Here is a 16,058-nt window from a genome sequence, read left to right as displayed (position 1 = left end):
GGCCGTTCAGGCATGGCCAGCGCGCGGATAGATCAGCGCGCGCAAGCCATTGCGCCGGAACGGTCGCCATTTCCCTTCGGGCAGGGCCAGCCGGTCGGCGATTGCGTAGAGCACCGCCGGATTGACGCCCAGCCCGCAGTGGCTGCCGTGCACCTGGATATTGTCGCTGATCGCGGCCTCCGGCTCGACGCAGCTCTGCCACGCGACGATGCCGTCCTCGCGGCTCCAGATCGCGGTGGAGGGCACCGGCGGCGGCGTGGTCCCCTCGGCGAGTTGCCCGCTGGTATGATCGTCATCGATCAACTGCCCGGTCAGCAGTTCGTAGAGCCGCCACACGTTCGTCGCACGCGGCGATCCGGCGAAGGGCGAGCCGAGCGAGATCACCTGCCGCACCGCCTCCGGCATCCGCCGCGCCATGATGCGCGCCATCACCCCGCCGAGGCTCCAGCCGACGAGGCTCACCGTGCGCCCGGTTGCCGCATGGATCGCCTCGATCCGCGCCGCGAGCCGCTCGCCCTCCAGGCCGATCGCCTTGGGGCCAAGGTTGCGCCCCAGTTCCCAGCGGTGCGCATCATAGCCGAGTCGCTTCAGATAGCGCCGCAGGATCGTCGTGGAGATGTCGGAGGTGACGAAGCCGGGCAGCACCATCACCGGATGCCCGTCCCCGCGCGGCGCGGTCGCGAGCAGCGGCGCGGCGGCCGGCAGCGAGCCAAGCTCCGCCAGCGCGCGCGGCAATTCGGTCAGCGCCAGCAATGCCGAGGGCGGGCGTTCGATCTCTGCCGAAAGGGCGGTTACCATCAACGATTCTCCTGAAAATTATGCGGCATCGAAGCCGTAAGCGCGCTGCGTTGCCTCATGCCGGCCCAGATCAAGGCTGAGGATGGCGAGGTCGTGCGGCTGGCCGGCGCGATCGCGCACCTGGTCCTTGAGCAACGCCTCGCCGCGAAAGCCGAGGCTCTCGAACAGGATGACCGAATTGCGCTGGTCCGGCGTCATCGCCGCCGTCAGTTTCTCCAGCCCGCGATCGACCGCGATGGCGAGGATCGCCTGCAACATGTCGCGCCCCAGACCAGCGCCGCGCCGCTCGGCCGAAACGAGCAGCCGTACCTCGCCGACATGCGACGACCAGCCGAGCGGATCGCGGACCAGCGCGACCGAACCGAGCACCGTTTCCCCGTCCATCGCCAGCAGGCTGTCGATCCAGCCGTCATCGATCGCCGTCAGCCACGCCTCAACGACGCGCGGATGCTTCAGGTCGCGGCCGAGGAACAAAAGGTCATGCTCCGGCAGTTCCTGCGCGAAGGCCAGCATCGCCTCGCGGTCGGCGGGGCGGAAGCGGCGGATGCGATGGCTCATAGCGAGCGCTCCGCCAGCCACCCGGCCAGCGTCGGCCACATGCGCTTGATCGCGTTGCCGCCGGCGACGAGGCTGACGTGGCCGCCTTTCAGCATGATCTCCTGCTTGTCGTCCGATCCGATCAGGTCGATCAGCGGCGCGGACGCCGCACGCGGGACGATATGGTCATGCTCCGCCGCGAGATGCAGGAACGGGATCGTGATGCTGCCCGGATCGACCTTGCGTCCTCCCACTTCCATCGTGCCGTTCAGCAAGCGATTCTCCCACATGAGCATCTTGGTCGTCTGCCGGAAATATTCGCCGGCCAACGGCAGAGTGTCGGTGTTCCAACGCTCGAACATGCGAAACGACTTCACATATTCCTCGTCCCACAAATTATCGTAAAGCCGGATGTTCCCCGCCGCACGCGCCGCCGGGCGCAGCATGTCGAACGAGGAATAGAGCATGTCGCCGGGCACGTTGCCGAATGTCTCGACCAGCCGGTCCACGTCGAAATAGCGCTGGTCGGACCATGCCGCGAACATGCCCATCTGCGAGAAATCGACTGGCGTGGTGAAAGTCACCAGATTGGCGATGCCGGTATCGCGATGCAGCGCGGTGTGGAGGAGGGAGAGGACGCCGCCGAAGCAATAGCCGATCATGCTGACGTCCGGCTCGCCGGTTTCCTCCTTGATGCGCTCCACCGCCGCGGCGATGAAGGTCACGGCATAATCCTCGAGCGTCAGCGTGCGCTCGTGGCCGCGCGGCGCTTCCCACTCCAGCATGAACACGTCGAACCCGGCCTTCAGCAGGAATTCGACCAGGCTCTGCCCCGGCACCAGATCGAAGATGAAGCCGCGATTGGTGGTGGCCATCACCAGCAGGATCGGGATGCGATAGACCTCGTCCGTCATCGCGCGATAATGGTTGAGCCGCATCGGCCCGCGCGCGATCAGCACGTCCTTGGGCGTCGCGCCGACGACCGGGGCGGGGGAGGTGAAATAGCTCAGCCCGGATATGTTCCGCGCCATCATCCGTTCGAACTCCGCGCGGGCGGCACTGATCGGATCGGATGGCGCGGTGGCTTGCATCAGCTTTCCCTGGCTGGCGGTTTCCGGCTGCGCCGGGGGCGCGGTTTGGCGGGGTCCGGCCCGGTGCTGCCCAGCTTCGCCTCGATCCGCGCGAGCGCGGTCTCGATCCCGGCGATGCGGCGGGCGAGATCGTCGATGTCGTTGCGGCTCGGCAGGTTGGCGGCCGCGAGCACGCGCTCCATCACCTGATGCGTGTTCGCCTGCATGTTCGCGGTGGCGGCGCTGAGGGCGTTCATGCCGCGCACGAACTCCTCGCTCTTCATCGTATCGGCGCCGAAATTGTTCGCCGCTTTTTCCCAATGCCCAAGCATCTCGCGAAAGAATGCTGCGGGATCTTGCGGGTTCATCGACATTGCAGGCGCGAGACTTCCACGCCCGGCAATATTGGTCAAGTCATTGCTGCGGGATTTGCTGCGCGGGGAGCCGCGGCCCGTCCGCCCGTGCCTCGATCAGCGAATCGCCGCCCAGCGTGCGATAGAGCGTGACGAGGTTGGTGGCGCGGGTCAGCTTGATCTGCACCAGCCCGCGTTGCGCGGCATAGAGCGAGCGCTGCGCGACGAGCGTCGCGAGGAAAGTGTCGATCTCCCCGCGATAGCGCGCGTCGGCCAGCTGGTAATTGTCGAGCGCGGCATCGGTGTTGCGCTGGTTCGCGGCCAGCTCGTCGGCGATCGTGCCGCGCCGCGCGAGCGCGTCGGCGACCTCGCGGAACGCGGTCTGGATCGCCTTCTCATAGCCGGCGAGCGCTGCGTCGCGCTGCGCCTCGGACTGTTCGACGCCCGCTCGCGCCGCGCCGCCGTTGAAGATCGAATAGGCCGCGCCGGCACTGCCCGAATAGTTGAACGACCCGCCCTCGAACAGCGAGGAGAGCGCGCCGCTGGCGAAGCCGAGCAGCCCGGTGAGCGTGATCTTCGGGAAAAGCGCCGCGCGCGCCGCGCCGATCTGCGCATTGGCGGCGCGCAGGCCGTATTCCGCGCTCACCACGTCGGGGCGGCGCAGCAGCACGGCGGAATCCAGCCCCGCCGGCAGGTCCGCGATATGCGCCGCCGCCTCGTCGATCGAGACGGGGAGCAGGGCGGGGTCGATCGGCGCGCCGACCAGCAACTGAAGCGCGTTGATGTCCTGCGCCAGCGCGGTCTTCTGCGCGGCGAGATCGGCCTCCGCGCCGGCCAGCACCTGCTCGGCCTGGCGCAGATCGGTGCGCGGCGCGACCCCGCCCTTCAGCCGCGCGTCGGTCAACGAGACGCTGCGGCGTGCGTTGGCGGCGGTTTCCTCGGCTATGGCGAGCAGGCTGCGGTCCGCGCCGTAGCTCAGCCACGCGCCCGCCACGTCGCCGACCAGCGTCAGCCGCGCGGCGCGGGCGGTCGCTTCCTGCGCGAAATAGCGATCGAGCGCGGCGCTGGTCAGCGATCGCACCCGGCCGAACAGGTCGATCTCGAATCCGGTGACGCCGATGCCGGCGGAGAGCGAATCGGTCGTGGCGGGGTTGCCCGGCGCGGGGCTGTTGGTGTGGTTGTAGCCATAGGAGCCGCTGGCGCCGATCGCGGGGAACAATTCGCCGCGCTGGATGCGATATTGCGCGCGCGCCGCCGCGATATTGGCGGTGGCGATGCGCAGGTCGCGGTTGTTGGCCAGCGCCTGATCGATGATCCGCTGCAACCGCGCGTCGCGGAAGATGTCGCGATAGGTGACGCTGGGCAGCGTCGCCTCGCTCTGCCGGAGATAGGCGTCGCCGACCGGCCATGACGCCGGCACCGGTATTTCCGGGCGCACGTATTTCGGCGCCATGCTGCATGCGGTGAGCGAGGCGCCGGCGGCCAGCAGGAGGGCGCGGCGCATCATGATTCCTCCAGATGTGGCGTGCCCTGCGGCGGCTCGGCGCCATGCGGGTGGAAGCCCGGCTCCTCGCCGCGGATGCGCGCCAGCGTGTCGCGGAAGCCGCGCCGGACCAGCACGAAGAACATCGGGATGTAGAAGATCGCGAGGATCGTCGCGGTCAGCATCCCGCCGATCACCGCCGTGCCGATCGCGATGCGGCTGTTCGCGCCCGCGCCGGTGGAGATGGCGAGCGGCAGCACGCCGAAGATGAAGGCGAAACTGGTCATCAGGATCGGGCGCAGGCGGATGCGCGCGGCGGCCAGCGCCGCCTCGATCACGCGCTTGCCCTTGCGCTCCTCCTGCTCGGCGAACTCGATCATCAGGATCGCGTTCTTCGCGGCGAGGCCCATCGTCGTCAGCAGCCCGATCTGGAGATAGACGTCGTTGGTCAGCCCGCGCAGCGTGACGAACAGCACCGCGCCGACCAGCCCCAGCGGGATTACCAGCAGCACGGCGAGCGGGATCGACCAGCTTTCGTACAGCGCGGCAAGACACAGGAACACGACGACCAGCGACAGGCCGTAGAGGATCGGGGCCTGACCGGAGGAAAGCCGCTCCTGATAGGAGATGCCGGCCCAGGCGATGCTGGTGCCCGGTATCTCGGCGGCGAGCGCCGCGATGCGGTTCATCGCGTCGCCGGAGCTGACGCCCGCCGCGCCCGAGCCCTGGAATTCGAACGACGACACGCCGTTGAAGCGCGAAAGCGTGGTCGGCGCCTGCGACCAGCCGGTCGTCGCGAAGGCGGTGAAGGGCGCCATCTGCCCGTTCGACCCGCGCACGAACCATTGGGCGATGTCGTCCGGCTTGGAGCGGAACGGCGCATCGCCCTGCACATAGACGCGCTTGACGCGGCCGCGATCGACGAAATCGTTGACATATTGGCCGCCCCACGCGGCGGAGAGCGTGGTATTGACGTCGCTCTGCTTTAGGCCGAGCGCGGCGATCTTCTGCGGATCGGCGTTGACCTGCAACGTGCCGATATCGGGCAATTCGGTCAGGCGCACGCCCGACAGCCTCGGGTCGGCGCTCGCCATCGCGAACAATTTATCGCGCGCCGCCTCGAATTGCTGGAGCGAAAGGCCGCCGGTGTTCTGCAGCTCCATCGTGAAGCCGTCCGCCTGGCCGAGCCCGCGGATCGCCGGCGGGACGAGCGCATACACCTGCGCGTCGCGGAATCCCCGGAACGCGGCGGCGGCGCGCGCGATGATCGCGTCCGCGCTGTTCTCCTTGCCCGGCCGGCTGTCCCAGTCGGTGAAGGTCATGAAGCCCTGGCCGGTGTTCTGCCCGCTGATGCCTCCACCGCCGCCGCCCGAGACGGTGAACAGCGTCTTCATGTTGGCGCGCTCATGCTCGAAGAAATAGCGTTCCACCGCGTGCTGCACCTCGCTGGTGCGCGCCATCGTCGCGCCGGCCGGCAGGCGGAACTGGACGGACGCGCCGCCCTGGTCCTCGGTCGGCAGGAAGCCGGTGGGCATCCGCAGGAACAGCACCGCGAGCAATGCGACGACGACGGCGTAGATCGCGAGGAACAGCCACTTGCGCTCCACCACCCGCGCCACCGCGCCGGTGTAGCTTTTCACGCCGCGCTCGAAATTATGGTTGAACCAATGCTTCGCGCGGTCCGCGCCGTCGATCAGCCACGGCGCGCTGCGCCCGAGCCAGGTCTCGCGCGGGTCGCGTTCCATGCTCTTTTGCTTGAGCAGGTTGGAGGTGATGGCCGGCGACAGGATGATCGCCACGGCGACCGACAGGATCATCGCGGAGATGATGGTGAGCGAGAACTGGCGGTAGATCACGCCGGTCGACCCGCCGAAGAAGGCCATCGGCAGGAACACGGCGGAGAGCACCAGCGCGATCGCCACGAGCGCGACGGTGATCTCGTTCATCGATTCGATCGTCGCTTCCCGGGGCGTCATGCCGGGATTCTCGTCCATCAGCCGTTCGACATTCTCTACCACGACGATCGCGTCGTCGACGAGCAGGCCGATCGCCAGCACCAGCCCGAACAGCGTGAGCGTGTTGATGCTGAACCCGACGAGGTAGAAGATCGCGAACGTCCCCAGCAGCACCACCGGCACCGCGATGGCGGGGACGAGCGTCGCGCGCCAGCTTTGCAGGAACACGAACATCACGATCACCACCAGGATGATCGCCTCGATCAGCGTCTTGGTGACCTCCCTGATCGACAGCTTGATGAAATCGGTGGAATCGTTCGCATAGGCGACGCGCAGGTTGGGGGGGAAGGTCTTGGCGACACGCGCGATCTCCGCCTTCACCAGCTCCGCCGTCTTGAGCGCGTCGGCGCCGGGGGCGAGCAGCACCGCGATGCCGGCGCCGGGATGGCCGTTGACGCGGCTGCGCGACGCATAATTCTCCGCGCCCAGCTCGATCCGCGCCACGTCGGACAGCCGCACCGTCGCGCCCGACGGCAGCGTCTTGAGGATGATCTCGCGGAACTGCTCGGGCGTCTGGAGGCGCGACTGCGCGGTGACGGTGGCGTTGAGCATCTGCGTGCCGGGCATCGGTTGCGCGCCGATCTCGCCGGCCGCGACCTCGGCATTCTGGCTCTGGATCGCGGTGATGACGTCGCCCGGCATCAGCGAATAGCTGTTGAGCTTGCCCGGATCGAGCCAGATCCGCATCGCATATTGCGAGCCGTACACGTTGGTGTCGCCCACGCCGGGCACGCGCCCCAGCGGCTCCTGCAGATTAGAGACGAGATAGTCCGACACGTCCTGATTGGTCATCGTGTCGGTGATGTCATAGACGCCGGCGAGCAGCAGGTTGTCCGGGTTCGACTTGCGGACGGTGATGCCCTGTTGCTGCACCTGCTGCGGCAGGCGGCTGACCGCCTGCTGCACCTGATTCTGCACCTGCACCTGCGCGATATCGGGGTTGGTGCCCTTGGCGAAGGTGGCGGTGATGGAGACGGAGCCGCGCGACGAGGAGGACGAGCTGAAATAGAGCAGCCCGTCGATCCCGGTGAGCTGCTGCTCGATCACCTGGGTGATGGAATTCTGGATCGTCTGCGCGTTGGCGCCGGGATAGCTGGCGCGGACATAGACCTGCGGCGGCGCCACGTCGGGATATTGCGCGATGGGCAGGCCGAAGATCGCGCCGGTGCCGGCCATCATGACGATGATGGCGAGCACCCAGGCGAAGATCGGCCGGTCGATGAAGATGCGCGACATCGATCAGCCGGCCTTCTTGCCCTGATCCGCGGGCGGGACGATGCGCTGCGGCGCATCGGCTGGTACCGGGTCGATCGCGGCATTGGCCTGCAACTTCGCGGTGCCCTGCGTGATGACGCGATCGCCGACCGAAAGCCCGCCGGTAACCACCCAGTTCGCGCCCTCCACCCGCGCGGTCGTGACCGTCTTCTGCACCGCCTTGTTGCCCGGCCCGACGACCCAGACGGTGGCGTTGCCCTTCGGATCGCGCGCCACCGCCGCCTGCGGCACGAGGATCGCGCGCGGGTCGATCGCCTGGTTGAACACCGCGCGGACGAACATGCCCGGCAGCAGCAGCCCGTTGGGATTGGCGAAGCGCGCGCGCAGCGTGATCGTGCCGGTGCCCGGATCGACGACAGCCTCGGCGAACTCGACGCTGCCGGTGAGGCCGTATTCCTCGCCGTCCTCCAGCTTCAGCCGTACCTCGGCCCGCGTTGGCACCGCCCCGCCGGTCGCCAGGCCACGCCGCAGCGCCAGCAGCGCCGCCGCCGATTGCTGGATGTCGACATAGATCGGATCGAGCTGCTGGATCGTCGCGAGCGGATCGGCCTGGCTGGTGGTGACGAGCGCGCCGACGGTGAACAGCGACCGCCCGATCCGCCCGGTGATCGGCGCGGGAACGGTGGTGAAGCGCAGGTTGATCCGCGCCGTATCGAGCTGCGCCTTGTTCTGGAGCACCGACGCCTGCGCCTGCCGCTCGGCGGCGAGCGCGTCGGTATAGTCCTGCTTGCTCACCGCCTCGATCTGGGCGAGCGGGCGATAGCGATCGGACTTGGTCTTGGCGGCGGCGGCGCTCGCTTCCGCGCTGGCGAGGTTGGCCGATGCCTGATTGGCCGCCGCGCGATAGAGGCTGGGATCGATCTGGTAGAGCGGCTGGCCCTGCTTCACGATCGAGCCTTCGGTGAAGAATCGCTTCTGGATCACGCCGCTGACCTGCGGGCGCACCTCCGAACTCTGGAACGCGACCGTGCGGCCCGGAAGCTCGACCGAAATCGGCACGCTGGTCGCGCGGGCGACGACATAGCCGACGCGCACCGGCCCGCCGTTGCCGCGATCCCTGCCGCCGGACCCGTGCTGCCCGGCGCTGCCGCACCCCGCCAGCAGCAGCGCGATCGAAATAATGCCCGCCGTTCCGCCGATCGTCCTCGTGCGCAAAACCTTGATCCTGCCGAAGTTTGAGGTCAGCCCCGGCCGGGGAATCCCCGGCCGCGTTCCGATCCGATCGATAGCGGCATCGGATATAAACTTGAAGTCACCGTGAAATTAAAAAACATTTGGTAGCAAGCGAACTAGCCCCGGACGAAATTGCCCGGCCGCCGCTCCGCCACCGCGCGGATTCCCTCGCGGAAATCCGCCGTCGCCATCAATCGGTCCTGCACGATCCGCTCGTGCCGCGTCTGCTGCTCGACCGCCGCCGCGAGATCGCCGCGCAGCGTGGCGCGCGTTTCCTCCACCCCAAGCGGGGCGGCGGCCGCGATCTCGCCGGCGAGGGCGCCCGCCGCCTCGCGCAAGCGTCCGGCCGGCACCAGTTCGTCGACGAGGCCCCAAGCGAGCGCATCCTCCGCCTTCACGCGCCGGCCGGTGAGCAGCATCAGCGACGCCTTCTGCCCGCCGATCACGCGCGGCAGGGTGTGCGAGATGCCGAAGCCCGCGTGGAAACCGAGGCTGACGAAGTTGGCGGAGAATCGCGCTTCCGGCACGGCGACGCGGAAATCCGCCACCAGCGCGAGGCCCAGCCCCGCGCCGACCGCCGCGCCCTGCACCGCCGCGACGATCGGCTTGCGCGTGGCGAACAGCCGCACCGCGTTGCGATAGAGGATCGGGGTCTCCGCCTCGCCGCTGTCGGTCACCAGCGGCTTGTCGCCCGACAGGTCCGCGCCGCCGCAGAAGACGCGCCCGGCGGTCGCCAGCACGATCGCGCGGCAGCGATCGTCGCGATCCAGCTCCTCCAGCGTATCGGCCAGCGCGCCGATCAGCGCGGCGTTGACGTGATTGTGCGGCGGCCGGTCGATCGTCACCGTCGCGACATGGCCGGTGAGCGAGACCTCGATATGTTCCTTCATGCGATCCTTCCGCCTCGCCGGGAGAGCGCGCTTCATCGCCGTCTTGAGGGGCGATTGGCAAGCCCCCGCCGCGCGGAATGCACGACCGGCATGAAACCGATTGGAAAATCACACGTTGCCCTTGTCCGGGGAAAAGATCGAATTCTATCGTGCGCCCGGAATCGATAAGGGGATCGTGCGTGGGATTTGCGGTTGTTCGTCTCTGCCGGGTGGCGACCGCCTTGCTCGTTGCGACATCATCGCTGGCCCATGCGCAGTCCACCCGGCAACCTCCCGCCGATCCGCAGGCCAATGCGCCGATCGTCCCCGACGCGGAGTTCGACAAGGCGCTGCCCCCGCTCTCGGGCGATCTCAACGCGCCGCTGGAGCCGATGCCGGCGCCCGAGCCGGAGGATACGCAGATCGAGCAGCCGCTGCCGCCGATCTCATCCTTCGAGACGACGCCGCTCGAGACCGCCGCCGACGTGAAGGACAAGGCGGCGACGGAAATCCGGTACGAGACGGTCGTGCGCGGGCTGGACGCGATCGATCTTGACGACCAGTTCCGCTCGCTCTCCGCGTTGAGGAAGGGTGGCGGCAAGGCGGCGAACGCGACGCAGATTTCCGCCCGCGCGCATGAGGACGAGGCGCTGGCGGTGCGGCTGATGAAGTCGCTCGGCTATTATGACGGCGTCGCCCATTCGGTGATCGAGCCGATCCCCGGCGAGACCGGCAAGGTCCGTGCGATCGTCAGCGCCTCGCCGGGCAAGCTCTATCGCCTCGGCGCGATCAACGTCGTCGCGCCGCCGACCGTGCCGCCGGGGCTGATCCGCGCGCAATTGCCGCTCAAGACCGGCGATCCGATCGACGCGGCGCGGATCGAGGGCGCGGAGGCCAATGTCAGCCTCGTCCTGCCGCAGCGCGGCTATCCCTTCGCCAAGGTCGGCGATCGCGATATCCTGCTCGACGACCAGACGCTGACCGGCGACTATACCCTGCCGGTCGAGACCGGGCCGCGCGGCTCGTTCGGCAAGCTGCGCACCACCGGCGATCCGGTGTTCGGGCTGAAGCACCTCAACGTCTTCCCGCGTTTCAAGCCGGGCGACCTCTACGATTCGCGGCTGACCGACGATCTGCGCAAGGCGCTGGCGGCGACGGGGATGTTCAACTCGATCTCGGTCGAGCCGGTCGCGACCGGGGAGGCGGGGCCGGACGGCACCGAACTGGTCGACCTCCTCGTCAACCAGACGAAGGGCAAGACGCGCAGCATCGCCGCCACCGCCGGCTATGGCACCGGGGAGGGCATCAAGCTCGAAGGCACCTGGACCAGCCGCAACATGTTCCCGCCGGAAGGCGCGCTGATCCTCGCCGCCACCGCCGGGACGCAGCAGCAGGGCGCCTCCGCCACCTTCCGCCGCGCCAATGCCGGCAGGCGCGACCGCACCTTCTCGCTCATCGCCGGCCTCAACCACCAGAATTACGACGCGTTCGACGCCTATACCGGCACGCTGGCGGTGCGGTGGAGCTATGATTCCACGCCGCTGTGGCAGAAGAAGCTGACCTATGCCTATGGCGCGGAGCTGACCGGCACCAATGAGAGCGTCTATGATTTTGCGCGCGGCGATCGCGTCCGGCGCACATATGGCATCGCGGCGCTGCCGGTGCAGGTGCTGTGGGACACGTCGGACGATCTGCTCAACCCGACGCGCGGCTATCGCGTGAAGCTGAATCTCAGCCCGGAGACGTCGGTGCAGGGATCGGTCGCCCCTTATGCCCGCACGATGATCGAGGGCACTTTCTATTATCCGGTGTCCGACAGCCTGGTGGTCGCGGGCCGGGCGCGGGCCGGATCGATCCTGGGCATCGCGCGCGACGATCTCGCGCCGTCGCGGCGTTATTATGGCGGCGGCGGCGGATCGGTGCGCGGCTTCGGCTACCAGCGGCTCGGGCCGCTCGATCCGCAGGGCAATCCGGTCGGCGGGCGCAGCCTCAACGAGTTCGCGCTGGAGGCGCGCTACCGCTTCGGCAATTTCGGGATCGTGCCGTTCGTCGATGCCGGCAACGCCTATGAAAGCGTGCTGCCCAAGGGCAACGACCTGCGCTTCGGCGCCGGCATCGGCGGGCGCTTCTACACCAATTTCGGGCCGATGCGCGTCGACGTCGCGACCCCGCTCAATCCGCGCAAGGGAGATGGCAGGATCGCGCTATACATCTCGATCGGGCAGGCGTTCTGATGGCGGAGGAGGAGAGGGTGGCCCCGTCCGCATCGCGCCCCATGTGGCAGCGCGTGGTGAAATGGATCGGCGGAACGATCGTCGCGCTGCTGGTGCTGGTGCTGGTGATCGTGCTGGGCATCGACACCGATCCCGGCCGTCGCTTCGTCGCGGACCAGATCGGCGGATACAAGACGGCGGCCGGCCTCAACATCCGCGTCGGGCGGATCGACGGCTCGCTCTATGGCCGGATGACGCTCTCCGACGTGCGGGTGAGCGATCCCAAGGGCGTGTTCCTCACCTCGCCGCGCCTAGAGGTGGACTGGCGCCCGTTCGCCTTCATCAACAACCATGTCGACGTGCGCAGCCTGGAGAGCGCGCTGGTAACGCTCCGTCGCAACCCAGAGTTCATCCCGCAGCCGAGCGAGCCGAACGCGCCCTTCCTGCCCGATATCGACATCGATATCGGGCGGCTGCGCGTCGATCGCTTCGTGATGGAGCCGCCAGTCGCCGGCGCGCGGCATATCGGGCGGATCGCGGGTGCGGCGCATATCGCCGACCGGCGCGCGCAATTGAGCGTGGATGCGGTCGCGCTGCGCGGGCCGGGAATCAGCGGCGGCGACACGCTGCGGCTGCGGCTCGACGCGGTGCCGGACGACGACAAGCTCGATCTGGACGCGAAGCTGTTCGCGCCGGCTGGCGGCGTCGTCTCCTCGCTCGCGGGCACGAAGGCGCCGCTCACCGCGACGGTCGGCGGCAAGGGAAGCTGGAAGTCGTGGAGCGGCAAGGCGCTCGCGACGCTCGGCGGCGGGCAGCTCGCCGATCTCGCCGTCACCGCGCGCGACGGGCATATCGAGGTGCGCGGCTATACGAAGCCCGGCCTCTATCTCGAAGGCCCGGTGGAGCGGCTGACGGCGCCGCAGCTCGACGTGGCGATCGACACCACGCTGGCGCAGCGCAAGGCCGATACGCGGATCAAGCTCAAGTCCGACGCGCTCGCGGTGGATGCGGGCGGAATCGTCGATTTCGCCAACAACACATTCGGCAATTTCGCGGTCGATGCGCAATTGCTTACCCCCGGCGCGATCGCCCCCAATGTGCGCGGCCGCGACGTGCTCGCGCGGATGGTGCTCAACGGCGCGTTCGCCCGGCCGGAGGTGGATTACAAGGTCCGCGCCACCGCGCTCGGCTTCGCCGGCACGACGGTCGAAAACCTCTATGCCGAGGGCCGCGCGCGGGTGGATGCCAATCGCATCCTCGTGCCGGTCCACGCCCGCGCGCGGCGCGTGAGCGGCCTCAATCCGGCGATCGGCGGCCTCACCAGCAATGTCCGGATCGACGGCGATTTCGCCATCACCATGCCCTCGGTGATGTCGGACAACCTGCGCATCCGCTCCGACAGCATCGACGCCACCGCGATCATCGCCGCGAACGTAAAAACCGGCCGCTACACCGGCGCGCTGAAAGGGCGGATCAACAATTACCGCATCGAGAGCATCGGCATCGTCAACCTGACGACCGACGCGAAGCTCGTGCCGGCGGCGCGCGGCGGGTTCGGCATCACCGGCAAGGTGGTCGCCCAGACGCGCGAGATCTTCAACTCGGGCGCGCGCGGTTTCCTCGGCGGCAATGCAGTGATGCGCGCGGACGTCGGCTATGCGCCGGACGGCGTCGTCACCTTCGGCAATCTCCGCCTCAACGCGCCGCAATTCCGCGTGACGCGCGGGGAGGGGCGGTACGAGCTTGCCAGCGGCAGGCTGGCGGTGTCGGCCGATGCCTGGTCGACGCAATATGGTCCGCTATTCGCGCGGGTGAGCGGCAGCGCGACCGATCCGGTGGTGCTGCTGCGCGCGCCGCGACCGGGCGTGGGGGTCGGGCTGGCCGATCTCAACGCGCGGATCGTCGGGCGGGGCGGCGCCTATGCCGTCACCGCGACCGGCGGCACCACCTACGGGCCGTTCAACGCCGACGTGCTGGTGCATGTCGGCAAGCAGCTCGCGATCGACTTGCGCAAGGTGATCTTCGCCGGCGTCAATTTCGGCGGGCGGCTGGTGCAGACCGCCGCCGGGCCGTTCGCGGGGCAGCTCCAGTTCGCCGGCTCCGGCCTTTCGGGCAATGCGCGGCTGGGGGCGGAGGGACGCTATCAGCGCGCCGACGTCAACGCCCGCGCCGACGCCGCCAAAATCCCCGGCTCGGTCGATTTCACGATCGGCCGCGCGCTCGTCACCGCCAGCATCGTGCTGCGCGACCAGCCGCAGGTGGTGGCCGACGCGCAGGTGGCGGATATGCGCTACGGCCCCACCGTCATCGACAGCGCGCGGGCGAAGGTGAATTATGCCGGCGGCCATGGTACGGCGCAGGCGGTGCTGGCCGGATCGAACGGCGTGCCGTTCCGCGTCGCCGCCAACGCGCGGCTCGCGCCCGGCGACTGGCTCGTCGCGCTGACGGGGCAGGCCAACGGCATCGGCTTCAAGACCGGCAATCCGGCGCATATCGCGGTCGCGAACGGCGGCTATCGGCTCGATCCGACCCTGATCGTGTTCGACAAGGGCCGCGCGCGCATCGCCGGCAGCTATGGCGACAAGCTCGTCGCGCAAGCGCGGCTGGACAGCCTCGACCTGTCGATCATCAACGCCTTCGTCCCCGACGTCGGACTGGGCGGGCAGGCGACCGGCAGCCTGGAATTCAGTCAGGCTGGCGCGCATTTCCCCGAGGCTGATGCGCGATTGACGATCAAGGGCTTCACCCGCTCCAGCCTTGCCGCCGTGTCCGAGCCGGTCGATGTGGAGTTCGCCGGCCGGCTGGCCGGTGACGGCGGCGAGGCGCGCGCGCTGGTGAAGCGCGGGACGATGACGGTAGGGCGGATGGTCGCCACGTTGCGCCCGGTGCGGGGCGGCGATGGATCGTGGATGACGCGGCTGATGCAAGCCCCGCTCGGTGGTGGCATCCGCTACAATGGGCCGGCGGGGGTGTTGTTCAGCTTCGCCGGGCAGGCCAATCAACAGCTTTCCGGCCCGATCGCGGTCGCGGCCGATTTCGGCGGGCGGCTCGCCGCGCCGCAGCTCAACGGCCTCGCCCGCGCCGACAATCTGACCTACGACAACGAGACCTATGGCACGCGGCTGACGCAGATGCAGCTTCGCGCGCATTTCACCGCCGACCGCCTCCAGCTCGATTCGCTTCAGGCCAGGGCGGGCGACGGGACGGTGCAGGCCAAGGGCTTCGTCAGCCTCTCCGCCGAGCAGAACTATCCGATGAACCTGACGGCGACGCTCAGCAACGCCAATCTCGCCAAATCCGATACGCTCGCGGCCACCGCGAGCGGCACCGTCAACGTCACCAACGGACCGGGCGGGGGACTTATCAAGGCCGATCTCGTCATCCCCAACGCACGCTACGAGGTGGTCCGCGAAGGCGCCGCGGAAGTGCCGGAACTGACCGGCGTGCGGCGCAAGCGCGACATCCGCGTCGCCAGACCGACCGATCGCCCGGCGGCCGCGCCGGCGGGCCTGTTCAAGCTCGACATGCGCATCCGCGCGGACAATCAATTGTACGTCTCCGGCATGGGGCTGGAGAGCGAATGGCAGATGGACATGCGCGTCGGCGGCACCTCCGCCGCGCCGGTGCTGAGCGGCGGGCTCGACCTTGTGCGCGGCACCTATTCCTTCGCGGGCACCCGGTTCGACGTGACGCGCGGGCGCATCCGCTTCCAGGGCGGGGCGCTGACCGATCCGGACCTCGATATCCAGGCGACGACCACCAAGAACAACACGACCTTCAACATCGCGATCGCCGGCACCGGGCAGAAGCCGCAGATCACCTTCACCTCCTCGCCGCCGCTGCCGCAGGACGAGGTACTGAGCCGGCTGCTGTTCGGCACCAACCCGGAGAATCTGTCGGCGACGGAGGCGATCCAGCTTGCCGCCGCGCTCAATTCGCTGCGCGGTTCCGGCGGCGGGCTGAACCCGCTGGGCAAGCTGCGCTCGGCCACCGGGTTCGATCGGTTGCGCGTGCTCGGCGCCGATCAGGCGACCGGGCGCGGCACCGCGCTGGCGGCCGGTAAGTATCTCACCAATAATATCTATATCGAGATCGTCACCGACGCGCGGGGCTTCACCGCCACCCAGCTCACGATCGCGCTCACCAAGTCGCTGAGCATCCTGACGCAGGCCGGTTCGTTCGGCGGCTCGAACGCGACGCTGCGTTATTCGAAGGATTACTGACAAGACTGTCAACAGGGCTTTCCCAATCACGCGGAATCGAATATCGGGT

General features: G+C 68.4%; 10 protein-coding genes. 2 read left to right on the top strand and 8 right to left on the bottom strand.

The window, feature by feature from the left end; all coding sequences use genetic code 11:
* Window positions 1-6: 6 nt before the first annotated feature.
* From F9288_RS16440 to F9288_RS16405, 8 genes are all read right to left on the bottom strand, one after another.
* Window positions 7-798: a triacylglycerol lipase gene (locus tag F9288_RS16440; protein ID WP_174837779.1), complete on the bottom strand. Its 792-nt coding sequence runs from the start codon at window positions 796-798 to the stop codon at window positions 7-9.
* 18 nt (window positions 799-816) lie between these two features.
* On the bottom strand, window positions 817-1,356 hold the full coding sequence (locus F9288_RS16435; RefSeq protein WP_174837778.1) for a GNAT family N-acetyltransferase: 540 nt from the start codon (window positions 1,354-1,356) through the stop codon (window positions 817-819).
* A complete protein-coding gene (locus F9288_RS16430; RefSeq protein WP_174837777.1) occupies window positions 1,353-2,426 on the bottom strand; it encodes an alpha/beta fold hydrolase in 1,074 nt (357 codons plus the stop codon). Before F9288_RS16430 ends, F9288_RS16435 begins: the two co-directional genes overlap by 4 nt.
* Window positions 2,426-2,773, bottom strand: a complete 348-nt coding sequence (locus tag F9288_RS16425; RefSeq protein WP_174837776.1) for a poly(R)-hydroxyalkanoic acid synthase subunit PhaE — start codon at window positions 2,771-2,773, stop codon at window positions 2,426-2,428. The genes F9288_RS16430 and F9288_RS16425 overlap by 1 nt, the downstream gene beginning before the upstream one ends.
* 46 nt (window positions 2,774-2,819) lie before the next feature.
* Entirely contained in the window at window positions 2,820-4,265 is a 1,446-nt protein-coding gene (locus F9288_RS16420; RefSeq protein ID WP_174837775.1) for an efflux transporter outer membrane subunit, read from the bottom strand.
* Window positions 4,262-7,492: an efflux RND transporter permease subunit gene (locus tag F9288_RS16415; protein ID WP_174837774.1), complete on the bottom strand. Its 3,231-nt coding sequence runs from the start codon at window positions 7,490-7,492 to the stop codon at window positions 4,262-4,264. The genes F9288_RS16420 and F9288_RS16415 overlap by 4 nt, the downstream gene beginning before the upstream one ends.
* Window positions 7,493-7,495: 3 nt before the next feature.
* Window positions 7,496-8,653, bottom strand: a complete 1,158-nt coding sequence (locus tag F9288_RS16410) for an efflux RND transporter periplasmic adaptor subunit (protein WP_174839136.1) — start codon at window positions 8,651-8,653, stop codon at window positions 7,496-7,498.
* 167 nt (window positions 8,654-8,820) lie between these two features.
* Window positions 8,821-9,594: an enoyl-CoA hydratase/isomerase family protein gene (locus F9288_RS16405; RefSeq protein ID WP_174837773.1), complete on the bottom strand. Its 774-nt coding sequence runs from the start codon at window positions 9,592-9,594 to the stop codon at window positions 8,821-8,823.
* A gap of 242 nt (window positions 9,595-9,836) precedes the next feature.
* Between F9288_RS16405 and F9288_RS16400 the strand changes: the two genes are divergently transcribed.
* Complete coding sequence (locus tag F9288_RS16400; protein ID WP_254621214.1) at window positions 9,837-11,807, top strand: autotransporter assembly complex family protein; 1,971 nt, start codon at window positions 9,837-9,839, stop codon at window positions 11,805-11,807.
* Entirely contained in the window at window positions 11,807-16,009 is a 4,203-nt protein-coding gene (locus F9288_RS16395; RefSeq protein WP_174837771.1) for a translocation/assembly module TamB domain-containing protein, read from the top strand. The genes F9288_RS16400 and F9288_RS16395 overlap by 1 nt, the downstream gene beginning before the upstream one ends.
* The last annotated feature ends 49 nt before the right edge of the window (window positions 16,010-16,058 follow it).

Source organism: Sphingomonas sp. CL5.1, from assembly GCF_013344685.1.
GTDB lineage: Bacteria > Pseudomonadota > Alphaproteobacteria > Sphingomonadales > Sphingomonadaceae > Sphingomonas.
This window is presented reverse-complemented; position numbering and strand designations above follow the sequence as displayed.